At 44.5% G+C, this 24851-nt stretch carries 22 protein-coding genes and 1 pseudogene; 6 read left to right on the top strand and 17 right to left on the bottom strand.

Annotation, left to right across the window (positions count from 1 at the left end; all coding sequences use genetic code 11):
- Positions 1–108: 108 nt before the first annotated feature.
- The gene (locus tag AC6ESP_RS20005) at positions 109–1725 is read right to left on the bottom strand and encodes a helix-turn-helix domain-containing protein (RefSeq protein WP_497098505.1); all 1617 of its coding nucleotides are present in this window, start codon (positions 1723–1725) and stop codon (positions 109–111) included.
- 305 nt (positions 1726–2030) lie between these two features.
- Here AC6ESP_RS20005 and AC6ESP_RS20010 point away from each other — a divergent pair, with 305 nt between their 5' ends.
- Positions 2031–2222 carry a Ger(x)C family spore germination C-terminal domain-containing protein gene (locus AC6ESP_RS20010; protein WP_497098506.1) on the top strand — a complete coding sequence of 64 codons (192 nt, stop codon included), beginning with the start codon at positions 2031–2033 and terminating at the stop codon, positions 2220–2222.
- Positions 2223–2260: 38 nt separating this feature from the next.
- Here the strand turns inward: AC6ESP_RS20010 and AC6ESP_RS20015 are convergent, their stop codons facing one another.
- The gene (locus tag AC6ESP_RS20015) at positions 2261–2953 is read right to left on the bottom strand and encodes a 4'-phosphopantetheinyl transferase family protein (protein ID WP_497098507.1); all 693 of its coding nucleotides are present in this window, start codon (positions 2951–2953) and stop codon (positions 2261–2263) included.
- Between the two features lie 24 nt (positions 2954–2977).
- The gene (locus AC6ESP_RS20020) at positions 2978–3922 is read right to left on the bottom strand and encodes an MBL fold metallo-hydrolase (RefSeq protein ID WP_497098508.1); all 945 of its coding nucleotides are present in this window, start codon (positions 3920–3922) and stop codon (positions 2978–2980) included.
- 110 nt (positions 3923–4032) lie between these two features.
- Here AC6ESP_RS20020 and AC6ESP_RS20025 point away from each other — a divergent pair, with 110 nt between their 5' ends.
- Entirely contained in the window at positions 4033–5241 is a 1209-nt protein-coding gene (locus AC6ESP_RS20025; protein WP_497098509.1) for an ROK family protein, read from the top strand.
- Here AC6ESP_RS20025 and AC6ESP_RS20030 read toward each other — a convergent pair.
- Positions 5236–5430, bottom strand: a pseudogene (locus tag AC6ESP_RS20030) (hypothetical protein); the annotation flags it as partial. The gene AC6ESP_RS20025 and the pseudogene AC6ESP_RS20030 sit on opposite strands and share 6 nt — an antisense overlap.
- 52 nt (positions 5431–5482) lie before the next feature.
- Complete coding sequence (locus tag AC6ESP_RS20035) at positions 5483–6442, bottom strand: aldo/keto reductase (protein ID WP_497098510.1); 960 nt, start codon at positions 6440–6442, stop codon at positions 5483–5485.
- 82 nt (positions 6443–6524) lie between these two features.
- On the opposite strand from AC6ESP_RS20035, the gene AC6ESP_RS20040 reads away from it, so the two are divergent.
- Positions 6525–6773 carry a hypothetical protein gene (locus tag AC6ESP_RS20040; RefSeq protein ID WP_497098511.1) on the top strand — a complete coding sequence of 83 codons (249 nt, stop codon included), beginning with the start codon at positions 6525–6527 and terminating at the stop codon, positions 6771–6773.
- A gap of 137 nt (positions 6774–6910) precedes the next feature.
- On the opposite strand, the gene AC6ESP_RS20045 is transcribed toward AC6ESP_RS20040, so the two are convergent.
- Positions 6911–7987 (bottom strand): YhgE/Pip domain-containing protein, encoded by a 1077-nt coding sequence (locus AC6ESP_RS20045; RefSeq protein WP_497098512.1) that lies wholly within the window; start codon positions 7985–7987, stop codon positions 6911–6913.
- Positions 7988–8169: 182 nt separating this feature from the next.
- On the opposite strand from AC6ESP_RS20045, the gene AC6ESP_RS20050 reads away from it, so the two are divergent.
- On the top strand, positions 8170–8937 hold the full coding sequence (locus tag AC6ESP_RS20050) for a FlxA-like family protein (protein WP_497098513.1): 768 nt from the start codon (positions 8170–8172) through the stop codon (positions 8935–8937).
- A 3-nt stretch (positions 8938–8940) separates the two neighbouring features.
- On the opposite strand, the gene AC6ESP_RS20055 is transcribed toward AC6ESP_RS20050, so the two are convergent.
- From AC6ESP_RS20055 to AC6ESP_RS20065, 3 genes are all read right to left on the bottom strand, one after another.
- Positions 8941–9369, bottom strand: coding sequence for a MarR family winged helix-turn-helix transcriptional regulator (locus AC6ESP_RS20055; protein ID WP_497098514.1), 429 nt, complete (start codon positions 9367–9369; stop codon positions 8941–8943).
- A gap of 154 nt (positions 9370–9523) precedes the next feature.
- A complete protein-coding gene (locus AC6ESP_RS20060; RefSeq protein ID WP_497098515.1) occupies positions 9524–12775 on the bottom strand; it encodes a M6 family metalloprotease domain-containing protein in 3252 nt (1083 codons plus the stop codon).
- Between the two features lie 121 nt (positions 12776–12896).
- Positions 12897–13304, bottom strand: a complete 408-nt coding sequence (locus AC6ESP_RS20065; RefSeq protein WP_497098516.1) for a transposase — start codon at positions 13302–13304, stop codon at positions 12897–12899.
- Between the two features lie 1284 nt (positions 13305–14588).
- Between AC6ESP_RS20065 and AC6ESP_RS20070 the strand changes: the two genes are divergently transcribed.
- On the top strand, positions 14589–15089 hold the full coding sequence (locus AC6ESP_RS20070; RefSeq protein ID WP_497098517.1) for an RNA polymerase sigma factor: 501 nt from the start codon (positions 14589–14591) through the stop codon (positions 15087–15089).
- On the top strand, positions 15079–15717 hold the full coding sequence (locus AC6ESP_RS20075; RefSeq protein ID WP_497098518.1) for a hypothetical protein: 639 nt from the start codon (positions 15079–15081) through the stop codon (positions 15715–15717). Before AC6ESP_RS20070 ends, AC6ESP_RS20075 begins: the two co-directional genes overlap by 11 nt.
- Before the next feature lie 663 nt (positions 15718–16380).
- Here the strand turns inward: AC6ESP_RS20075 and AC6ESP_RS20080 are convergent.
- The 8 genes from AC6ESP_RS20080 to AC6ESP_RS20115 all read right to left on the bottom strand — a co-directional run bounded on the left by AC6ESP_RS20080 (position 16381) and on the right by AC6ESP_RS20115 (position 24826).
- A complete protein-coding gene (locus tag AC6ESP_RS20080) occupies positions 16381–17067 on the bottom strand; it encodes a hypothetical protein (protein ID WP_497098519.1) in 687 nt (228 codons plus the stop codon).
- A gap of 330 nt (positions 17068–17397) precedes the next feature.
- The gene (locus AC6ESP_RS20085) at positions 17398–17913 is read right to left on the bottom strand and encodes a DUF7689 domain-containing protein (protein WP_497098575.1); all 516 of its coding nucleotides are present in this window, start codon (positions 17911–17913) and stop codon (positions 17398–17400) included.
- Positions 17914–18045: 132 nt separating this feature from the next.
- Entirely contained in the window at positions 18046–19542 is a 1497-nt protein-coding gene (locus AC6ESP_RS20090) for a transposase (RefSeq protein ID WP_497098576.1), read from the bottom strand.
- A 291-nt stretch (positions 19543–19833) separates the two neighbouring features.
- Positions 19834–21171: an FtsW/RodA/SpoVE family cell cycle protein gene (locus AC6ESP_RS20095; protein WP_497098520.1), complete on the bottom strand. Its 1338-nt coding sequence runs from the start codon at positions 21169–21171 to the stop codon at positions 19834–19836.
- Positions 21172–21173: 2 nt separating this feature from the next.
- Positions 21174–21506 (bottom strand): PadR family transcriptional regulator, encoded by a 333-nt coding sequence (locus AC6ESP_RS20100; protein WP_497098521.1) that lies wholly within the window; start codon positions 21504–21506, stop codon positions 21174–21176.
- Positions 21507–21733: 227 nt separating this feature from the next.
- Positions 21734–22693, bottom strand: coding sequence for a sugar phosphate isomerase/epimerase family protein (locus tag AC6ESP_RS20105; RefSeq protein WP_497098522.1), 960 nt, complete (start codon positions 22691–22693; stop codon positions 21734–21736).
- 600 nt (positions 22694–23293) lie between these two features.
- A complete protein-coding gene (locus AC6ESP_RS20110) occupies positions 23294–23812 on the bottom strand; it encodes a hypothetical protein (RefSeq protein WP_497098523.1) in 519 nt (172 codons plus the stop codon).
- A 129-nt stretch (positions 23813–23941) separates the two neighbouring features.
- Complete coding sequence (locus AC6ESP_RS20115) at positions 23942–24826, bottom strand: AraC family transcriptional regulator (RefSeq protein ID WP_497098524.1); 885 nt, start codon at positions 24824–24826, stop codon at positions 23942–23944.
- Positions 24827–24851 lie beyond the last annotated feature (25 nt).

The following is a 24851-nucleotide window of genomic DNA, read 5'->3' on the forward strand; positions in this document are numbered from 1 at the left end:
CAATATTGATAATCATTATCAACTTTATTCATTATAAAGCTTCCTCCACACACGTACATGACATTATTCAAGATACCAGAATGGATTTTTCCAAGATTGCTATCTCTCCTAACGGAATCGATGCTCGATTTCATCCAGCTGCTGATTAAGCAAATTAGGCGCATATGCAATCCATTTATCCCATTCCAACCAATAAACCCGCTTATGGAGAACCGCAGCATGCTGAGTCCAGGCTGTACGCAGTAGATGCATGGCAAGCTCTCGATCAGACTCCGTCTCTCCCGCTATGAATAAGAAATCCGAATGATAGTCCTTCAGCAGCTCATTCGGTGTAATCTCACTCCAGTTATAGCCTGCTCCTCCCGGATGACAGTCCAGCTGTTCACGAACCCTATCTGGAGGCGTCAGTTGCAAGGATCGATAGAACACATGCCCTATATTCCTCTGGCCGTATATTCTCAGCTGATTTTTTTTGACAGCCAATAATGCAACCGTACCTTCTCCGAAGGTTTGCTCTACCTTTTGTCGAACCTGCTCTGATTTCTGTTCATGTTGATCTATCCATTCCAACGCTTCCTTCTTCTTACTCACAAGCTGAGCAATCTCTAGCAAATGCCAGAAGACATCATTGCGCGTCCAGGGTATCGAGATAATCGGAGCGATATCGTTAATATGCTCTCTCGCCATGGATAATACATTATCCTTGCATATAATGAGATCCGGCTTCATCTCGATGAATGACTGACGGCTAATGATCCATGGCTCGGAGGCGTGATTCGGAAGCGATAAAGCATGCGTAGCCATAGGCAAATAGCGATTCATCTGCGCTGCACTAGGTATAATGCCAAGTGTATACAAATGATCCGAGTAAGGAGCAGATAAGGATATGATCTTAATATCATTCTTCTTAATATAGATACTTGGAGAGTAGCCGCTTGTCTCCTTGAAACGCCGGCTGAAGTAAAATTCGTCCCCATAGCCAACATCAGCTGCAATATCGCGAACTGGCTTATCTGTAAGAAGCAGCAGCTCCTTGGCTTTGTTCATCCGAAGATGAGTGAGGAAGGAAACAGGGGTCTTATCCATCGTTTGTTTGAATAGCTGCGAATAGTATGAAGGATGCAGCTGTGCTAATTCCGCCAGCTGCTCCACACGGATCGGTTCCCGATAATGATTCTGCATATAGTCAATCGTCAGCTTCAGGCGATCCTCCAGTTCATTGCGAATAACTGGAGCGGTAGAGAGCAGCAGTCCTTCCAGCACATCATGCAAGTACTGCTGTCCCAGAAAGCGATTGCGGGCCCCTTCCAGCTTCCATTCATCCATAAGCTGCATAAGCGGGCGCTTGAGGAAGCTTCCTTTTATACGAACTGGCCCCTTGAGCGGGAGCTCCTCTTCACGTTCGAACGTACGGCTGCTGCCTGTTTGCTCAGCTTTGCGATAGATATCAAAAGAAACCCAGATCAGTTCACTCCTCTTAGCAGCAGTCTGTTGAAGCTCCAGTATCGACCCCGGAGAATACAAATATACGCAATCATGCTCGATAGATGCCCATCTACCATCTACAAGGAGCTCACATTCTCCTTGTCCGGCGTATAGAAGCAATTGATGAACTAAAGGCAGCTTTCCATCAGCCCAACCGGGCACGTCACTCCCTCGATACACATCTATAATTTCGAATATCGTATCCTTCAAATAATCTGATGTTGTATGGCCTTGGCTCATTCCGGCTGCCTCTCTTCCTATTCCCTGTTATATCCGATCTTACTTCGTCTATTTTCACTAGTATAACAGAAAATTTAACTTCCACTCGCTGCATAGCCCACACGTGCATAGTCCAGTTATAAGTTGGTATAAATAGCTGCGACTCATTCGATATTATCGCATCCCTATGGGCAAGGAGAGATTCCTGCTGATTTAACAGCCATTACAGACTATTTACAACATATTTCACAGATACGCCCGACTTAATTGTACGCAAGCTGACGATCAAGCAGACTGGTAAGAAGCCAGCATAAGTGTCGGAGCAAATGAAGCTTCAGCTGGAGGCACTTGTTCGTCGAATCCATAAGCATAAGATTGATCCCATTGGTCTGGGGCTGTATGCAAGAGCTTTTGAATATGAGGCTTATAAGAAGGATGAAGATCATTGGGGAGAAGCTCTGGCGGATGCCGAGGTTGCTATTAAGGTAGATCGACGATCGGGGCTATGGGGCCAGTAAGGTAACGTAAGGCTGCTGATGCGCAAAAGGAACCCTATTCATGATGGCTCCAGCTCCTGCATCAGCTCCTGATAGTCGACGATAAGGATGTCCCTAGGCGCCTTACTGCCTCTCGTGCAGACAGCAACCTTGTAATTGGACTCGATAGAATACGTATGGAAATATGGAGCGTCCCCTACCTGATTCAGCAAGCCAAATTGCAGGCCTGAGCGGATAATGGTGAAGCTGTCGAGTGGGATCGACAACCCTCTTCCATCCGCTTTTATATAGCTCTCCTTCAAGGTCCACAGCGTGTAGAAGTATTCCATTCTATGCTCTTCACTCTGCTGCATCAGCTGCTCGTACTCTTGAATAGAGAAGGCATGCCTTGCGATGTGTAAATCGACTGGAGCCATTAGCTCGACGTCAATGCCTACAGAGGCATCATCTAATGCCACAACAGCCCACTGCCCGGAGTGGGCGATGTTCGCGCAGACACCAGCGGGAGTAGCAATCGAAGGCTTGCCGTACTGTCCTGTTGAGAGGACAACCTCCTGATCTGTTCTCACCCTCCCTTCACGCACTAGCATCCTTCTTAACAGCAGCTCGGCGAACAAAGATCGCAGCCTATCCTCTTGTTTATGAAATCTGCTGATTCGTTCTCTTTTGAGCACATCTAGGCGAGCGAGGAGTCTGTCATAGTCCGTTCTTTCCAGCTGGTCCGGTATTTTCGTTGCGAACAATCTCAGCATGAGAGATCCTCCCCCGTTATCGTGCTAATCTTGCTGTGATGCGAATAAGACTTGCCCAGCAGCTACTCTTGAAGACAACTCGCCTTGTGCCCGCAAATACGTTAATCGAGCAAGGGTCGACTGAATTTCCAAGGAATAGGTGTAAGCTGGATCTGCATGTGGATATATGGCTCTACTGATGTCACCAGCGGTCATTTCATTCGAGCCTAGCACATCTAATATCTGATATAGACGCCGATCGTGTCCATCCTTTAGCTCCGTCACACGCTGCTTCAGATTAGGAGTGACCTCGCCATGTCCAGGCAGTACCAGCTTCACAGGCAGCTCTGCAACCCGCTCCAAGGAATGAAAATAATGCTGCAGCGGATTGCCGTCCTCTTCTGAGGTAAAGGTAAGGACCGGCGAGAAATCGGCAATGATATGATCCCCTGCAAGGAGGTAGCTGCTATTATAATAACAATAATGATCAGGAGCATGACCGGGAGTCCAGATCGCCTCATACCACTCATCACCAATTCTGATCTCATCACCATCCTCAATAAGCTCATCCGGGACCAAATACTGCTCTGCTGCTTGCTTCAGCAGCTGCTTATAGGATATAGCAGCGCCACCATGCTTCAACAGAAAGCCATATGGCTCATCCTCATGATGCTTATGGGTCACCCATTGCAGCTTCAGGTTATGTATTCTTTTGTATCCGATCGCTGGCATCGCTACTGGAACCCCTAACCGCTTCTGCAGCCAGCCTGCCATCCCAATGTGATCCGGATGCGTGTGCGTCAATACGATCTTCTCTATTCTAAGTCCGTCTGTAATAAGCTGCTCCCACAGGAGAACGGCCTGCTCGGAATATACACCTGTATCCACTATGGTATAACCATTCGAGCCCTTTATCACATACACATTCACATCCCCTTTCGGGAATGAGATGATCAGCTTCTGAATGGAGCTATCTACTGGAATCAGCATCTGTCTCTATCGTCACCCTCCTTCATCACCTGCTTACTATCCGTGTCCAAATAAGCTATAATGAACTGACCTCATTCGAGGTCTGAATTCTAATGAAAGGAAGCGTTCAGGTGGACAAACGACCGCATCCTATGCCAACAACCGAACGGTTAATATATGATCTGGTTGCAAGCAAGCCATCTATTAGCAAGGCTGAGCTCTTGTCGCAGCTTCCACTGCTGAGCAGTACCACATTATCACGACTCCTAGATGAAATGACGAGCAATCGACTGCTTATCGAATCCGGGCTTGGCCAATCCAGAGGCGGCAGAAAGCCAATTCATTATCAGATCAACCCGCATTACGGTTACATATTTGGCCTTGAAATTTCTAGAATGTATTCTACACTTGCCCTATTCGATATGCAGATGAACGTGAGATCGAGCACCCGTTGGCGGATGGACGAGACGATGACAACCGAGCAATTCATTGACTACGTACATAAGTATATCAAAGCTTTTCTAAGTGACCATCAGATCCCCTCCGAGCAAATAATCGGCATCGGTATAGGCTCAGTAGGACCGCTCGACAGAGAGAATGGCATTATATTGAAGCCGCATCATTTTCTTGCCAATGGCTGGCTGAATGTTGAGATCTGCAAGCTGCTCGAAGAGAAGACTGGGTTCCAAGCGAAGCTGGACAATGGCGCCAACATGGCGCTGCTAGGTGAGCATTGGTCTCTGCACCGCCATGTTGGCGGTGCCCTCAATCTGTTGTATGTCCATGCTGGCACAGGACTTCGCTCAGCGATGATGTCTCATGGCCGTATTATCTATGGCTCCAATGACATGGAGGGCTCTATTGGTCAAATGATTATTCAGATGGACGGGCCGAGGCTGCATGATTACGGCAACTATGGCGCGCTTGAAGCGTTCGCCTCCGTTCAAGCGCTTGTGAAGACTGCACGCACCCATGCCAAAACAGGCCGGCATCATCTGCTGGAGAAATACAATGTGCCGCTGGATCATTTGAACTATGATATTCTAGCCAGAGCCTTGGCAGATGAAGATCCATATACGACCGAGCTATTCCTCCAATCGGCTGCTTGCCTCGGCATTGGATTAGCGAACTTCATTAATATGTTCCATCCCGATACGGTTATTCTTGGCGGGGTTCTTATCAATTCCTCCGATCTGTTCTTCCGGATGGCAACAGATATCGCTAGGAACAATATTTTCTATTATCCAGAGTATGAGCCCAAGTTCACGAAAGGGCATCTCAAGGAAGATGCCATTGTGACTGGCTCGGCCATCATGATTCGCAATGCATTTGATCTATAGCTTAATGGGATAGCCATCCACCCAGGATTGGTATCCCATTGCTCTACATTCTATAACATGAAAAGTGGTCCCCGCTCCATAGCCATCCTTCACTTCGTGAACGACAATATATTCGAACCCATTGGACGTAAGCGTACGTTCAAATTCCTCTATTTGGTACAGTCGAAGGGGGACATCCATCAACTCCGTCTTCATGACTTGCCCATCGCGAATGGATTGATTTCACTAACCTCTATTTCGCTTATGTAAGCTTGAAGCTGCTAAGCTCCGCTATTTCCCCCGGCGTCAATTGGAACCGCATAGCATTGCACATTTCGGTCGCATGATGCGGCTTGGATGCGCCAGGAATAGCGAAGACGGTATCGCCATGTGCATGAATGAGCCAATTAAGAGCAATCTGCGTAGGCGTAGCATCGTACAGAGCCGCCAGCTTATCCAATTGTTCGATTAAGGGTCTCGTTCGCTCTAGTGCTGAAGGCTTAAACCCTCCCATCCGCTTACGTATAGGCGACAGTCCTTGCAGCAATGCAGGATTATTATGGAATTTACCGCTTAGAATGCCTTGCTTGAGAGGACTGTAGGCAATAATCGCGATTCCCAGCTCCTGCGCCGTCTCAAGAACGCCATTATGCTCGATCCGCCTGTCTAACAAGCTGTATGGCATCTGATTGGAGGCGAGGCGCAAGCCGTGCTCCCTCAGAGTCCGATCTGCTTCACGCATTTTGTTCGCAGAGAAATTGCTTACCCCAATATGGCGAATCTGCTTCTGGTGCACAAGCTTCGCCATCTGCTTCATCTCACTGGAGGCGGAGGAGAATGAGAATGGCTGATGCACCTGATAGAGGTCAATCGGTCTGCCTTGAAGCTGCTTCTGCCGTTCTGCTATCGTCTTCGGTATATTCGACGCTGCTCGGAGCATTGGCCACCATTTGGTCGCAATCCTCGCTCCATCGCTTATCGAACCCAGCTTGTTAAGTGCCATCGCCAGCACTCTCTCTGATTCCCCGCCTCCATAGACCTCAGCTGTATCGAACCAATTAATGCCGCCTTCCAAGCTGATCTGAATAATCTGTTGTACGAGTGTCTCATCCAGGGAAGCCCAATATTTGCCGACCATGCCTTTGCCGCTGCTGAATTGCCAAGTACCTAGTCCTATCGGAGATAGTTCCAGATCAGTACTGCCTAATTTGCGAAGCTGCATGCAGGGGCCTCCCTCGTTTTTCCATATTTGAATCTATGTCCTTATTGTACTTTTAACATAGCCCAATGTATAGGAGACAGAAATGAGTGAGGACGGTGAGAAAATAAGTATGAAAAATAGTGGTACAGGGTGCTATACCTGTACCACTATTTTTGTTCTGGTCGATGGCACTCCTGGAGACTGCCGCCATTTATTCATTATGAATGAAGCAAGAGCATCACTTGACCAAGCTGCTGATAAAAACTGCGATTGTACATTCTTTTTCTCCACAATCCATCCTTGTTCAGAATTAGCTGCGAAGCTGCATTCTTTTCCTCATCCTATTCCCTAATAGATTCATCGAAGCTCAAATACCTGCATAATCGCAGGTCTCTCTCTCCAATTGGAAGCACATCCGACAATAACTGTATATCCGCATTCTTTTGCTAAGAGCTAACTACTCTTTCGAGACTGCCCATTCACAAGAGATTAATGAGCATTAGTAGCTGCTGGGCTGCTGGCCAATGCCTTTTTCTCCGCTGCTACCCTGATAAGGGTGATTGCCCAGGCAACAAGAGCGATGAGAATAAGATTGATCACATATACCGTTACCGATTCTCCGTTGTAGATCAGCTTCAGATAGCCTTGGATAGCGTTCGGTGCAGGAAGAAAGCTTCCGATATGTCGGTAAAAAGGAGCCAGCATGGATTGCGGAATGATGTTCCCCGCCGTCATTAATTGGATAGGCACAAGCGCTACATTGAACAGTGGCCCTGCATTACCGAACAGAGCGAAGCTCATCTGAGTCACTGCAATGCTGGCTGCGAATACGAGAACATGGTAGCTCCACATAGCTAGGAATGAGCTTGCAACCTCGGTGAACAGCATGGCAGCACCTGTAATAATCAATGGCACGAATACAGCCACTAGAGCAAGCAGAATCTGTCTGCTCCAGAAAATCTCCCATTTGGAATGGTTCCTTTTCATCATCATGGAAGAGATGTTGAACTGAATATTCATCGTCATCATCGCAATATAAGAGATGAAGCCAAGCAGCATAGGAAGCATGGAAGTTGCGAAATCTGCGACTACGTTCAGCTTCACAACATTCGCTTGCACGGCACTGCTCTGCACCTGCTGCCCAAGCTGATCCGTTATTTGCAGCGCCGCTTGCTCCAGCAAAGCTATGGCTACCTCTGAGCCTGCTTGATTCACATAAAAGGTCAGCTCCGCATGTCCTTCACCCATCAATTGTGTAAAGTTCGCAGGAATAGCGATAACCATCGAGTAGTCTCCCTTATCCATGCGAGCCTTTGCTTCCTCCAGCTCAGAAGATACTTCTAATTGAAACGGCGCATTGTCAACGATACCTTGTTGAACGGCCTCTCCTGATGCACCATCTTCATTCACGATAGCAACTTGCAATTGATCAATCCTGTCCGTCGCACCATGGTAACCGGTCATCCAGACGATGACGAAAAATAAAGGAACAAAAATAGCGAATACGAGTCCAATCTTCGTCTGTGTGATTTTCATTAGATCTTTGAACGATTGCTGTAAATTCAATTTCATTCTCCTCCGATTTACATGCATATCACATAGTAGCATATGCATGTATTTAGTTAAAAAAAAAACCTATGCTATGAGTTAGCCTTTAAGATTAAATACACTTAACAAAATAATCCAAAATTCCGATATTATGAGGTAAGGTCCAAATCATACTCAATTTAGTTATAGGAGGAATCCACATGCTTTCTGTTTCATCAGCTAATCATGCAACCCCACATTCTTCTCGAAACACAGAATCTACTTCTAGAACGGATAAAATGATTCAAAATTTAATGAAACAAAAATCAAAAATAAGCGAAGAAATCCAAGCCGTGAGAATCAATGAAAAGCTGGACTCCAAAATCAAGAACCAGCGTATCCAAACCTTGACCTCCAGCATGCAGGAAATCGATGCTCAGATTGCTCAGATTAAGGCTGAAGAAATTCAGGAAAAAACGCGTAAGAAAGAGACGGAACGTGCTCCGCAGCCCGATCAGCAAGATGATATTCACTCGCTTGATTCAGTCATTAAGAATAGCAATACATATGAGCACTTGGGAAAAATGGTTGCCTTACGTGAAAACTTGAAGGGTAAAATTACAACTCTTGAAGGTGGGGTCCGCTTCGATCGCACTATCATGGAGAATGACTCCAACAATGACAGCGGCAAATCTCAAATGCTTGAGAATGCAGAACGCACTGTTTTCAAGATGAAACGTGAAATGGTTCAAGATGTACGATCGCAGCTGATCCAAACGGATATGAAAATTGGCGAATTGCTGAAGGACGTCCAAGAGACTGTATCTTCGGATAACAAGCTACCAAACCACTCGAATGTAGACAAGGTAGAAACAGATACCGAAACCGACAGAAACAAGGCTGCGCATAACAATAAAAATGCGGATGCACCATTAGATCAGCCAGCCCCTGTTCAAACCGAGCGTGCACCAATCGACATTCGAATCTGAAGCTTAGGATAAATTAATAAATATTTTATCTAATACATGAACGAACTGGTTAATCTCATCTTCTGACAAGTGAGCCCTCGCTTTCTCAAGAACAGGCTTCAATACAGGTTCAATCTCATTGACTAAAGCACGCCCCTCTGCAGTCAAATACAGCAGCACGGCTCTGCGATCTGAATTATCTGGCGCACGAACGACCAGCTTTTTTTGCTCCAGCTTATCAATGATTTTGCCTGTGGAAGTCTGATCTCTAGAATTGAGCTCAGCGAGCTTCTTCTGTGATATGCCGTCCTTGAAGCTAAGACGGTGAATCGTCCCATACTGCTCAGGTGTAATATCATAAGCGCTTATGGCTCGGCTAATAGCCTTGCTATAGGCGAGATATGTCCGTGAGAGGATAAACCCTAGAGGGTTTTGTTCAAAATCTAATGTCATCGCGGTTATCCTCCTCTCTCAATATAGTTGCACGTGATATAGTAGCATGTGATATTATATCGACATTATTATGTGCTGTCAATCACTAACACCCCGACGCCTATTCGACATCGGGGTGTTAGACATGTTATGAATATCCGCCGTATCTTTTCTCTTATGGTGTGCCTTGTGTAATAACGCCATTATCAAACTTCCAGACGCCCGGCGAGAACAAATAATTTTGTCCATAGCTGCTGTCCCAATTGTTGTTGCCATCGTTGAAGCAAGCTTCCAATTGCGTTAGCGTTCCGATATTGATCGTTATTGTATTATAGCCAGCCACCTCAGATGTTGGCATAGCAATGCCTGGAATAGCAGTCCAGTTATTATCTGCTTGGCGATAATGGATATAAGGCGTAGCGAATCCTCTCTTGTAGTAAATAGTCACTGTATTGCCTACTGCTGGGTTGGTTGTCACGGACAGCGATTCGCTGGCGGCTGACGTGTTGCCCTTCGCATCATAGGCTTTGACTGCAAAGGAATAGCTTGTGCCGCCACTAAGTCCTGTTGCTGTATAAGAGGCAGTCGAAGTCGAGCCGATCTTCACCCCATTCTGGTAAATATCATAGCCAGTTACTCCAACGTTGTCAGTTGATGCCGACCATGACAATCCAATCGTTGTATCCGTTGCCGTAGTAAGGGTTAGATTGGAAGGCACGCTCGGTGGCTCGCTATCTGGCGCTCCAGCGGTGATGCTGCCATTATCGAATGTCCACACTCCTGCCGAGAACCAATAGTTGGCTCCATTACTACTATCCCAATTGTTATTACCGTCATTGAAGCAGGCCTCTAGCTGCGTTAATGTGCCAATATTGATCGTAATCTTCGCATAACCATTCACCTCTGCTGCTGGCATCAAGACACCTGGAACACTGGTCCAATTGTTATCTGCTTGCCGGTAATGGATATAAGGCGTGTTGAAGCCTTTCTTGTAATAGACCGTGACGCTGTTGCCTGTCGTAGAATTGGTCGTTACAGTTAACGGCACACTTGCCGAAGATTCATTGCCTGATGCGTCATACGCTATCACGGTGAACGAATAAGTCGTATTGCTAGTTAACCCTGTTGCGTTAAAAGAGGTAGAAGCTGTTGTTCCAATCATTACGCCATCCCGGTAAATATCATACCCGCTCACACCGACAGTATCAGTTGACGCAGACCATGACAGTGCAACGCTTGTATCTGTCTTAGCGGACACAGCTACATTCGTTGGAGCAGTTGGCGGTTCATTGTCTGTAATAGGTGGCAGAGCCGGGAAATCACTGATTATCGTTCCGGCATCGAATGTTGATACTCCTATATAGAAATAATAGAGTCTGCCATCATTATCATCCCAATAGCCATTCCCATCACCTATTTTAACCATAACGCCGTTGGTTTCCTGACCTTTGGGAATGATGACCTTGCTATAGCCTGGGAACTCTGACTGCTCCATAGGCAGAGTGCTCCAAAGCTCATCAAATTGACTACGATATTGCACATAAGGTGTTGCATAACCTTGCTTGTAATAGATAATTGCACTATTTGGTGTCGTCGTATTTGTTGTTACAATATTGCTTAGCGGCGACTCATTACCTGCTGTATCAATCATACTGACGGAATAGTTATATACGGTGTTCGCATTCAGAATATCATTGATTAAGGTCGTCTTGGTCGTATTGCCAATCCATGCTCCATTACGGTAGACAATATAAGATTCCACGTCATTATCCGCCGGAGCGTTCCAAGTGAGGCCAATACTGTTCATCATCTCATAAGTAAATTGCAGCCCTGTGGGAGCCGATGCCGAGTAGTCGCCATGCACATTAACATTCATGCTGCTGGAATTAGAACTCGTTACATTAACGTTCACACCTGAAGGTTTCTCTTCCGCGCCATAATATCGATAGCTGTTCGGATTTGTCACAGAAGAGAAGCTGGATCCATTCTGTGATGTAAAATAAGGAGTTGTGAGTGACACCTCTTCCAGATCGACAAGTCGGTGATAGTCATCATAATTGCCCGTCCGGCTGTCATCGATGTGCCAGATCGCTATGCCTCCGGCATAATTCAAGCTGCGGTCATACCCTTCGAGCTGTCTATTCTCCAGGAGGAAATATTGATTAGGGTCCGATGTCGGAATCTGTACAACATTATAGGCTCCCGTACTAATCGATTTCAGCGAATAGGATTGGCTGCTCTCATTGCGAGCAATGGTCGGCGTAACGTATCCAAGCTTTATTTTACTCCAAGCATCCAAGTGCACTGGTGTTGACCCAGCATACTCGTTAACCAGACTTCCCCAGCTTCCATACCCCATCAGACTGTGGATGCCTACACCGCTTGAACTTCCATCGATATCATACAAATCTGGAAGGCCAAGTGTATGTCCAAGCTCATGCGCTAGAATGCCAATCGTCGCTTGATGATCGCCTTGGCGTTCCCCTTGCTGGGTGTAGCTGCCTCCATGCCAGCCTTCGCATAACTGGACTCCATCAAGCACAGGCGCATTTTCTCCAAATAAGCTCGTCTTATGCCCCCATACGGATGGAGTCTGGCTGTCATACGAGGCTTCATAACCCGCTAATATCGTCACGACACGAAGCTCATCATCTTGTATGTATCCATCGCCGTCTGTATCATAGCTAGCCATGTTAATATAGGGATCGGCAGCAGCCAGAGCTTCTGCCGTTATTGTACTCCCAGATTCATGGGCACGATTGAGCGTTACTTTTACAATGCCGTCATTCGTCGTTCCTTTTGTCTCACTCGCAGGAACAAAATTCAGTTGATTGTCCGTGACTTCTTTGAAATAATGTTTGACGCTTTTATTGTTTGTGCCAAAGAAAGTCTGGTGCCACTGGCTATCCGAGTATTGAATGGACATATTCGAGAACTCAACTAGAAGCACCAAAATTTGCTGAGTACCCTTCGTATTCTGGTCAATCACAAGCGCTGGTGCTAGAGGAGCAGTGGAGCTCTTGCCTTCTGAGCTTAGGGGTGACTCCGAATCAGATTTCAATTGCTCGGGATTTTCTTCGATCCACTCCTCCAGTTCTACCTTGTCCACAGTGGATTGCGGCTTCTTATCAAGCCCATATACACTGCCGCCTGGTACAATCCCCTCTTCATTTATCGTGGCATAATTCCAATATCCTTCTGAATCTCTAACGATAATCTCATCTTGTTCCGTTAACGCCCAGTTCAAATGCTCGTCTCCCTGCAGTCTTGCTTCGAACGATTCGCCTGTTGGCTGGTCGAAGGTCTGCATGTCAGGCCGGGCAGGTGCTGCGTTTAGTCGATCTCCTACATACATGCCTGCTGTTAATAGAAACACTACAATAAGTCCGATTCGGTACAGCTTGTTCACCTTATCATTCCTCTCCAATTGTCACCTAGTATTAGTGCAAACGTTTGCGCATTTTGCCCTAATACTAGAATAGCATGCCAATTGCTAGAATAAAATGATTATTTTGGATGGTTAATTAGTAGATCATGACTTATGCAGTTCACGAGATTAACTGGTAATTGTGAGAATCAATGCTTGAATAAACCGGCCACCAAGTCATGAGCAGATTCTTCGGCCAGTATGCGGAAATAAGACTCGCAAAGCGTCGTGCGTCTATGTCAAAATCAATATAGATTCGTTCAGTGCCCTTGTGGTTTCTAGTTCGAACCTGGCAACGAGTTTTGAAGAGTCCGCAAACCATTTCGCCGTGGGTGCAGCTCTCATCATTCGTTTTTTCTTTGTTTACTTGCCACAGGGCGTAAGCTAGAAAGGTCTCGGTAGCGAATAATAATTTCATGTGAGCATGCTGATGCGTTTCTGAAGTCGAGTGGCACTTTCCAAATGCGAAATCTTGCTTGACCATCCGAAAGAACACTTCGATGCGCCAGCGCTTTCTCAGGTGTATCATGACGATTGCTAATGATCATATAGGCTCCTTTGTATACGGCAGGGCCCTCCTCATTTTCTTCTAGAAGGATAATACCACCTTTATCTTCTTTCAATTGAATAGCTGTAATGGCAGCGATTGGCATGAATCGGAATTTTTTTGTTATCTGTCCCTTTCGTCCGATCGCTGTGTACGGGAATTTCAGGTAGACATCGGGTATAGAGACTGCTGTGAGTCCCGTTTTCCCCATAGAAACGAGTGAAGGATACCTCTCCCGAATCAATTGCCGAGCAGAGACGGGGATTTTCGCCCGGAACACGAGACTTTTCGATATAGGGCCGTGTTTCGTTTCGCTTTTATTACCCAGTCATATCCGTGTGATTCTAAGAACGCCATGAATTCTTTTTTCAGATACCACTGATTCATCGCTACCCAGAGACGACACTTCACCGATTCACGAAGCATTAGCAAGAGTTGCTGAGAAAGCTCGTACTTGGTCAAACCGGAATCGTCATCGATCTTCCGCCAGTATCGATAAAGCAGGGGATCCTCCAAGCCATTTTGAAGCACAGCTTGAATAACCACGGCATTCATATACTAACTGTAAACTTTGGAAGAGGAATCGAACAACCAACAAAGAAACGGAAGTTTTTTGGCATAAGGATGTGCAATATGCGTGTCATCCAAATTAATAATATCGCCTTCCCGAAGCATGGTGTCGCTATCGCATTGCAATCTTTCCACACACTTAAGACCGAATGTCAGCCAAGTAAACGGGGTAGTGAGAAATCGGCTTAGTGTATATTGCGCCAGTTTATAGGGCTTGAACATCATTGAAAGTAGCGCATCTTTAGCTGCCAAATGAGACATATGGTTTACTGAAGTACAGTTCGAAACGAGACCGATCATATACATAAAGCAGAGCATCCAAGAAGGTATACCGTTACGTTTCACAATGCCGGACTGCGTTAACAGCAAAGAATAGTCAAACCGATCCCAAAGCGAGCGCAAAACAGGTGTTCCCGCACATTAACCATAATTCAGATCACGAAATTGAGGTTGCTCCAGTGTTTTCTTCACAAAAATCACCTAAAATCCTCTAAGATATACTTGGTTGGATGGGTATTCTTCGTGATTAATGTGGTGATTCGAAAAAGTTAAGAGGTTTTTGGTTATTTTGTTCTCATCTTTATGACTATTGATTGATTACCGAGTTTTGGATTGAACTGCATAAGTCAAATTATTTTAATTAAATGAAACATTCTCCTGTGTGTTAACGTGTTATGGATGAAGGGAGAGGAGCCATTGGGGAGCAAAGAGATAAGTAGTAGAAATGAACACTTAACAATGCTGGTGAACAAGTACTGTGATATGGTGTTGCGCTTGGCGCTAACCCACCTTGGAAATCTGGCGGATGCGCAGGATGTATGTCAAGAGGTATACATCAAACTTTTCATGTATCAGCGTCCCTTTAATGATGCCGAACATGAAAAAGCTTGGATTATACGTGTAACAATAAATACATGTAAAGACGTAATCAGAAGTCCATGGAGAAAATTGTTCTCATCTCATAAGGAGGTACCTCTACCTAATACGCATAAAGAGAGCATGCAGGTCGTGACTTTTGTGCTTGAGCTCCCTCGGAAATACCGGATGGTCATTCATCTCTATTATTATGAGGGCTACAAAACATCCGAGATTTCCGAGCTACTAAACTTGAAAGAGAGCACAGTTCGGACACGACTAAAGCGAGCAAAAGGGCTTCTTAAGGAAAAGATAATGGGAGGGTTTGACGATGACGAATAGAACGAAGTATATAAATGGAATGAATGAAATAAAGGTGGACAATTTACTCAAACAATCAATCATTAACAAATCTGGAATGAATACTTCTATCCTTCACACAGCTCGAACATATAGGGTTGCCATGGTTGCAGTTTCCTGCATGATTATTTTTCTTCTTGCTATTGGAGGACGGTTTGTTCTTCACAATGGAGATCAAGCTAGTCTATCAGGATTATTTAGCGGCTTTGTTGTTACTGCTTATGCGGCAGACGGATCTCCTTTAGTGGTAAAACCGGACATAGACTTCCCACTTGGTCAATATTCTATGATTATGAGCAGTGTACCGGGTTTTCCTATAACGATTGCTTGTAAGGATACAGAGATAATTATTGTCCGATCCTCAGAGGGGCAGCTGTTATTATGGAATCCAGCGGATTCCAAGGTGAAACATCTGGGGAAGCAAGTGACAGTTAGGTCAGGCGATACGATTTACTGGTCTCCATTGGTAGAAGGATATCATTCGCCTACAGTGGCAACTCAGAGTGTACTTCAAATTACTGCTTACAAGGATCATACAAAGCTCGGTAACAGTACAATCGAGATCAAATCTGATGAACACCATAAATACAAAGGAAAACTAACCAACTGACGGAATGTTTAAAGCAATTGAATTATCTCACTTAAGGATATATCCCCTCCTCGAGGAGGAGGATGGATATATACCACTTGTTGCGTTGGCTTCTTCGCTGGTTCAGGTTGTATAACCCTTTCCTTTTTTCACCTTTAATATTATGGTATTAGACTGTAATGTCTGTGTGAAAAAATGGAAAGCAGGACATCCCATGTAGAATTATACCGTATATTGGAGGGGAATTGAACCTGAAGGTCAGCAAACAGATACCGATCGAGATGCGGATTAAGGGGCTCAATTAGTATTCTACGGATGATGCAGTTATAATGCGTTGGTGGATACGAAAACCATATTCCATAGTAGGACGATTGGACAAGGAGAATTTAGCCCGCTAATATGGCCAAACGATTCCGCTCCGTTTTTCCCTGCCCGCGAGGTGATAGTAGAAATAATACCAGAGTAAACAGTAAACAATCGATCAATCGATTAATTAGGAGTTCTTCTCCTAGATGTCCTATAAACTAACGAAAATCAAATCAAGAAACATACAGAGAAAAGTGGCAATTCGTTCAGAACCGAACAAATTGCCACCTACTTAATTTGAGTCATACTTATTGGTTTTAAAATTGAAGCTTTTCAGTGCTTTTTTTAATTATTGGTTCTATTAGCTGGCATGGGGAATTATTGTTCTAATACATGCTTCTTTAGTTCTTCTAATTCTGCCTTATGATTGGAAGTCCATTCATTGAAATCAAGTGTACTTTTAGTTGAGGTTACATTATTTTTATTGTCGCTTAATATTACAAGTGCTTGGAATAAATTTGAATCAACAGATTCAACCTCTTCCAATATAAATGGCATCGCAGGAGTCCCTAGTTCAACGAGTTGGTTTACTTTTTCATCTGTGTTTAAATTATTGTCTGAAGCAATAGATTTTACAGCAGCAGGAATGGTTTTTAAATGTGCTTTCCATTTAGTATTAAATGATTTCGCGGTGTCCCATTGGGTAGATTCTTGTTTTTTTAAGTCTGTCTTGGAGATACGTTCAATAGCAATTGCAATAATATATTCTTGCAAACCATCATTTGGGCTTTGCTCTAATTTCTTTTGTAATATCGGTAGTACTTCATTTCCTAGGAGTACTATTTCGTTGAAATCAGTATTATTTTCGATGTAATCATAAGGATTTGAACTTGTTGAAAGTTCAGTTCTTAACGCGACTTCCTGATTGATTTTCTCGGTAATGGAATTCATTCTGGTATCAATCTGTTGTTCAACTGAGGCACTTACTCCACTTTGTTTCATAAAAAATACCACCATAAAACTACATGCGAATAGTAGCATAAACATCATCACTTTACTTTTCATTATTAATACCTCCTAATTATTGAATAGCCGCTCCGTATCCGGGGTAGATGGGACAAGGCTTTCCTCCCTCCTACTTCGTATGGGGATTTTTAAATTTATTTTTTTAGCATAATGGAAATAATCTCGCATTCTTACGCGAATCAGAAAACCGAGTTGCCCTTCGATCGATTATAAACAAGCGTACTTTTGATTCTCATGACCGGAGGATTCTCGTTAGCATCCATTATTGGCTTTAGTTCTAACCGGACTTCAACTCAGGTTAGAACAGTGTTCGTGATGAATTCTTTAACTGCTACCACTTGTACATGACCTCCGACCGGGACCATTTAATTACGAAAGACTAGCATATTTACGATATGCTGCACCATATGTCCCATTTACTGTATATGGGTCCCAACCCAAACTTTGTAGTCTTTCTGCTGATCCCCACTTTGCATTTGAATAATTTGAGGATCCCACTCGGGCCGTCCCTACTTTAGAAAAATGATTGATACTAGAAGAAGTACCGTAGGAAACTATAGCATAGTCACCGGGAGTGGTACTACCATAAGCTGAACTAATTGTATAGCCTTGTCCAGATAAATAAGTATCTACTTGAGAGGATGTTGGATTGCCGCTCCATGGCCATACCCAGCTTGAATGGTTACCTAGTGCGTATGCCAGGCAGTTATAATTAGGAGTTGCATCGGCTAACCAAGCGTAATTACCTGCAGTTTTTAACTCAGCGTTCAGAATAGTTGCAGGTGTAGTAATCCCCGCGAAAGCTGTTGTTGCACCGCCAACAATTGCAGTTGTAGCAATTATGACCGAGATTAATCCTTTCTTTACCTTTAAACTCTTAAACATTCCCAAAATTATCATCTCCCTAATAGAAATATGAAACTATTTACTATAATATTTTAATAGTTATCATATGTAAAATATTAATTAAATTGGGAGTTTTATACACGACTAATTCATGAACATGACTTATGCAGTTCACGAGATTAACTGGTAATTGTGAGAATCTATGCTTGAATAAACGGGCCACCAAGTCATGAGCAGATTCTTCGGCCAGTATGCGGAAATAAGACTTGCAAAGCGCCGTGCGTCTATGTCAAAATCGATATAGATTCGTTCAATGCCCTTGTGGTTTCTGGTTCGAACCTGGCAACGAGTTTTGAAGAGTCCGCAAACCATTTCGCCGTGGGTGCAGCTCTCATCATTCGTTTTTTCTTTGTTTACTTGCCACAGGGCGTAAGCTAGGAGGGTTTCGGTCGCGAATAATAATTCCATGTGAGCATGCTGATGAGCTTCTGAAGTCGAGTGGCACTTTCCAAATGCGAGATCTTGCTTGGCCATCCGAAAGAACACTTCGATGCGCCAGCGCTTTCCATAGACTTCAAGCGCTTTCTCAGGTACATCATGACGATTGCTAATAATCAGATAGGCTCCTTTGTATACGGCAGGGCTCTCCTCATTTTCTTCTAGAAGGACAATACCATCTTCATCTTCTTTCAATCGAATAGCTGTAATGGCAGCGATTGGCGCGAATTGGAATTTTTTCGTTGCCTGGCCCTTTCGTCCGATCGCTGTGTACGGGAATTTCATATAGACATCGGGTATGGAGACGGCTGTGAGTCCCGTTTTCCCCGTAGAAACGAGTGAAGGATACATCTCCCAAATCAATTGCCGAGCAGAGACGGGAATGTAACGATCTCTTCGCCTGGAACACGAGACTTTTCGATATAGGGCCGTGTTTCGTTTTGCTTTTGTTACCCAGTCATATCCGTGTAATTCTAAGAACGCCATGAATTCTTTTTTCAGATACCACCGATCCATCGCTACCCAGAGACGACACTTCACCGATTCACGAAGCATCAACAAGAGCTGCTGAGAAAGCTCGTATTTGGTCAACCCGGAATCGTCATCGGTCTTCCGCCAGTATCGATAAAGCAAGGGATACTCCAAGCCATTTTGAAGCACAGCTTGAATAACCACGGCATTCATACACCAACTGTAAACCTTGGAAGAGGAATCGAACAACCAGCAAAGAAACGGAAGTTTTTTGGCATAAGGGTGTGCAACATGCGTGTCATCCAAATTAATAATATCGCCTTCCCGAAGCATGGTGTCGCTATCGCATTGCAATCTTTCCACACGCCTAAGACCTAATGTCAGCCAAGCGAACGGGGTAGTGAGAAATCGGCTTAGTGTATACTGCGCCAGCTTGTAGGGCTTGAACATCATGGAAAGCAGCGCATCTTTAGCTGCCAAATGAGACATCTGGTTTACTGAAGTACAGTTCGAAACGAGACCGATCATATACATAAAGCAGAGCATCCAAGAAGGTACACCGTTACGTTTCACAATGCCGGACTGCGTTAACAGCAAAGAATAATCAAATCGATCCCAAAGCGAACGCAAAACAGGTGCTCCTGCACATTGACCTTGATTCAGATCGCGAAATTGAGGTTGCTCCAGAGTTTCCTTCATAAAAATCACCTAAAATCCTCTAAGATATACCTAGTTGGAAAGGTATTCTTCGTGATTATTCTGGTGATTCGAAAAAGTCAAGAGGTTCTCGGTTATTTTGTTCACATCTTTATGACTTTTGATTGACTACCGAGTTTTGGGTTGAACTGCATAAGTCATGAGTAGATTTCATGAAGGTCTGCGTCCGTACACAGAACAATGATGTTCTGTGATGACCTCCATAAACAAGGAAGCACTCCATAAAGTGTAAAGATTCCCCATGGAATCCTCACTTTATGAAGTGCTGGAATATTAACTTTCGAGTATCGCGCTGCTTATCATATCCTTGCGTCGATATACGCTTAGGATCAAGCCAATTGCGGCAAACTCAAAGATCGTATTGATTCCGGAATAGCCGATAAAAGGAAGCGAGATACCCGATATCGGCAGCCATCCAACTGACATCGCAAGGTTCCAAATCCACTGAATACCGATGATGCCGAGCAGACCGATAACAATGGCTTTGGCATGCGAATCCTTCAGCTTAGTAACCATGCCGATCATTCGGCTGATTAGCAGCAGTGTGAAGCCGACAATCACGACTCCTGTCACCCATCCGAAGCTGTATATAGAGTAAGTAAATATCATCTCATTATAAATATAAGGCAGAGAATCGTTCTTCACCCCTATTCCTTGGCCCCACATGCCGGCAGCTCGAATAGCTTCTATTGAATTGTTAAGCTGGTAATTCACATCTCGTGAAGCGCCAGAACGATCAAAGAAAGCAATAATTCTGCTAGAAACGTATTGATAATAGGGATTCCGGAATATCCATATTCCTATAGGAACCATAGCAGCCACGGTCGCTGCCAGTACGCCCCATTTTCTACCTACGACCAAGAGCATAATCACCAGTACGAAGCCATAGATCGCTAATGATACAAAACTTCGAACAGACAATAGGAGTAGTCCAGGAATAACAGCATAGATTGCGATTTCTCTGACTAGCTCTACGATTGTGCGCAGCCAATGGTTGGATACAGATTTCTTATCCGTGAGCATTCCAGCATAAGCGAGTATGAACAAATAAATAGCCATCCACACGGCATTGAAAGTAATCGGTCCAATCTGCAGCCAGCCGCGTACGCCATTCACAGATAAGTCTTCAACATGCGTCATGAATAGAAGAATAATCGCCGCGCCATACAAGTACCAGGAATACTTCTTCAAAATTCGATAATCCATATAGTACAGAGCAACCATAACAACCAAACCAATCGCCGAATACGCCATTTTTTTAGCAAACAGTAAGTTCTGATCACCCATTGCCATTTGTACCGAATACATCACAATGAAGCCAATCGCTAGGAATACGGTCAACAAAGCGATCAGTCCCCACTCCACTCTCGGCTTATGTGCCGCATGCAGCTGTCTCCCGATCTGCTCCGGATCACCCATCTGCTGGATCGCCCACTCTATGGCCTCATCTTCAGTTAAGCTGCGCTCTTCCAGTCTCTCCTCCACAAGCTCCTCTAGATGATTAATGATCTCATGGCGTATGTCCTCATGGACATCCTTCGCTCTAATAGGAACACACACTTGCTTCAAATATTGCTTAACCTTCTCATTGTGAACGATGCTTAGACACATAATTAGGCTTGTCCCTCCCCTATTACGCGGTCTACCGTAGTCCGGAACAGCGACCACTCCCGCTTCTTATCCGCAAGCTGAAGGCGCCCTTGCTCGGTAATGCGATAATATTTGCGTTTGCGCCCACCCTCTTCATTCCAATAGGACTCTACCATATGCTCGACCTCGAGGGTGTGCAGAATAGGGTATAGGGTCCCCTCTTTGAAAGTAAACACGCCGCCTGAGCTTAGCTCTATTTCTTTCGTCATTTCATAGCCATACATTTCCTTCCGCTCCAGCAGCGTCAGAATTAAGATGACCGTACTGCCCTTCATCAGCTCTTTATTAATGGCCATTTGATCTTTACCTCCTCCTCTCAAAATAACAGAATACATCGTATATCTATGTATTGAATATCTAGGTATTAGTATAGAAGCATTTCCCTATTTTTTCAAGCATGAAAAAGGCCCTCTCTAAGGTTTGCTAACCGTTCGAGACAGCCTATATCTAAGCGTCAATCTTTGTTCATCGGATATATCCCGGATTTTCGTATTCCGCACCTTGTGCTCGGCTTGAATCGACCTTATTCCGCCGCAATTGCTGCACGCGCGGCAATACGCGATGTAATAATCTCATGGCTCTCATGAATCGCATCTGGCTCACAGGCCGCCTTAAGCTCGTATACCTTAACTGGCGCTTTCGCGATTATGTCGAGGAAGGAATCAAAGAACTCATTGTCTTTGCTGTGTACATACGGACACCAGTGATCCGATAAGCCAATCGTTTCGTGAATATGAACGCCAACGATGTCATCAATCATAGCATTCGCTTCCTTCACATTGTCATATAAGCCCATCCGATCCATCATCATGCCATGTCCGATATCGTACCACAGACCGACAGGAGCCCCTTTCATACCATCAATGACCGTCTTAGCCTCTTGCAGCGTCGGCATTTGATAACAGCGGGAGCGTGTCTCAATACCGAAGTTCACCTTGAACCCCTGCTTCTCAGTCCGCTCGCATACCTCCTCCAAGCTTTCTCGAATACGCGTTAAGTAATGCTCGCTGAGTGATTCCCGGCGCTCCAGCATTTCCCGCCATAGCTGCTGGTAAGCAGCTGAACCTGCTCCCTGCTCTTTATATATCCCTTTTAGCTCTTCATCTATGTTATAAGGAAACGGCGCCTCACCTGGATGAACAACGACAGCCTTCGCTCCGTAACGATGCGCATATTCTGCTGATAGGACTAGCAGGTCTATCGCTTTGTTCCGTCTGCCCTCATCATCAAAGCCTAGCAGCACAGAGTCCGTACCATAATCCGGATCTGGGACATGCGGGAACGTATTATGCACACTGGAAATGCCGATTTCACCGCGTTCTATCATCGGTTCTATCGTCGTAAGAAGCTCATTCGTCACATTATAATTGAGCTCTACATATTGAAAGCCGAGGGTCTTAATCTCCTCGATCATGTCACTTCCCGTCTTATGCCGCTTAATATTCCAGCAAGTCGAGAAAGAATATTCCCCTTTAGTTGTCATATCTATCAGCCTCCTATTCTCTTTCCTACTATAAAATATGGAAAGAGGCCTGTCCATAAGGCCATGGTTCTCCCTTATCTTAATAGAACCTTGCATTACATCGCCGATATTCATCGCTTGTCGTCCCAATGTGTCGATAAATACTTGATTCCTGTAAGCAAGCTATGACAAACATTGCACAGCTTGTCTGCTAACATAATAGTTGTGTTTCGGAAGACAACAAATAATAGGAGCGATACAATGCAGACCATCTCGAACCAAAATTTCAGCAACGAAACAATCGGGTTTGACGGATTTAGCTTCATCAGCTGCACCTTTACCAATTGTGTCATCATTATAACGAGCTTGGAATTTGATTTCCAGCAATGTTCTTTCTATGATTCAGCTATCCATGTCAACCCTAACCTGCCTATCTTTGAAATCTCGCACCGCCTCTCTCAATCATCCTATGATTCAAGTACGAATTGCTTCAGAGATAACTATGAATATCCTAGAACCGTAGTCCAATTGCCTGTCACTGCTAACAACTAATAAGAAATAAGATAATAAACGAAGGGGGTATCCCAAAGGTCCAATGACCTCTGAGATACCCCATTTTAATTAAGGAATATATTGTTGGATGATTCTTATGATCTGACCATCTTCCACAGTGAAGTGATACGGGAAGTCTCTTAGATTGAAGCCATCATCCTCGTTCAGGATAGAAATAAATTTGTCCAGTGTAATGGGTTCATTCCAGACGATGTCCGCCTCATTGATATTTCCTGTGCGGTTGTAGATCTGCATCAGCACTTGAACATGATCCGCTACTGGCAGCTCACTTAGCTCTGTGTCGTCATTGACGATGTAATAGCCATCCGGTGGACCGTCCAGCTCTAAATCACCCTCATGCGTAAGGAACTGCTCCGTCGCTTGCTCCCCCTCATACCAGTTAATCTCGTCATAGGTTATCACATACTTGCCATTCTTCTCTATAATATCGCCCTCTATATATGCCGTCTTCAGATCATCTGACTTCGGTACTGGCGCGTAATCTCGGCCTCCTGCAATGGTAAAGCTGACTGCTGTCAAGCAAGCTATCGCTACCATAATTCCAATCGTTGTTAATTTTCTGGTCAACCTATTCAGCCCCCTTACTTAGATGTATATCATGTTTGCTCTTCTTATATGATATAACGTCATAAGCTAGCTTAAAGTTACAAAATAGAAACAAGACCAAAAATTTATTTTCTTCTTGTCAATTAACCTTCACGTCTTGGATTGAATCAATAATGCTAGATGATTTTTACGATACTGCGCAGGTGTCTGCCCCATCATTTTCTTGAAAACAGCATTGAAGGAATCAACGTCACGGTACCCTACAAGAGCAGCAATGCTGCTTATCTTCTGCTCGGATATTCGCAGCCATTCGCAGCTCTTGCTGACCCGTGCATGCTGCAGGAATGAGCCAAATGACTGTCCGGTCTGACGATAGAACATCCGCTGCAGATGTCTCGTACTCCACCTGGAAATCGCAGCAAGATCAGACAAGGTAATCGTCTCCATCAGATTGTGTTCCACATACTGAATGACTTGATCGAAGCTCGCGAATTGTGCAGAAGATTTGCTTGATTCGACATGCTGCTGACGATAGATATGAACAATTAATTGACATAACAAGGTGTGCAGCAACGTCTTTGTACCTATCTGAGGAACAGCTATTTCCCGAAAAAGCTTTTGCATCAAGCTCTCAATAGAACCACCATGGTCAATCAGCGAGAGATACGGTACAGCTCTGCTTCCAAGCCCAGTCAGAAATTCAACAATCGGAGGATCCTGCAGGATAATCTCCAATTGATTGACCATATAGGCATCGAATAGACAATTATAAACAAAAAGTCCCATAGAATCAGGCGAGGTCGGACGAAATACATGGGGAACCCCTATCGGAATAACAAAGAAACATCCTTTACTAACGGGAATCGTCTCGCTGCCAATATGATGATAGCCTTTACCCTCAGCGACATAGCAGAACTCCATATAATCATGCTCATGGAATGGAACTGTGAAGTCCTCTGTGTAGCGATTCACGAATAGATGAAGGCTCTCTTGTAAGAAAGCTTCGCCTTTGAATAATTGAGATGTCTGGTTCACGATAGCCCTCTTCTCCATAAATATG

The organism is Paenibacillus xinjiangensis, assembly GCF_059686975.1.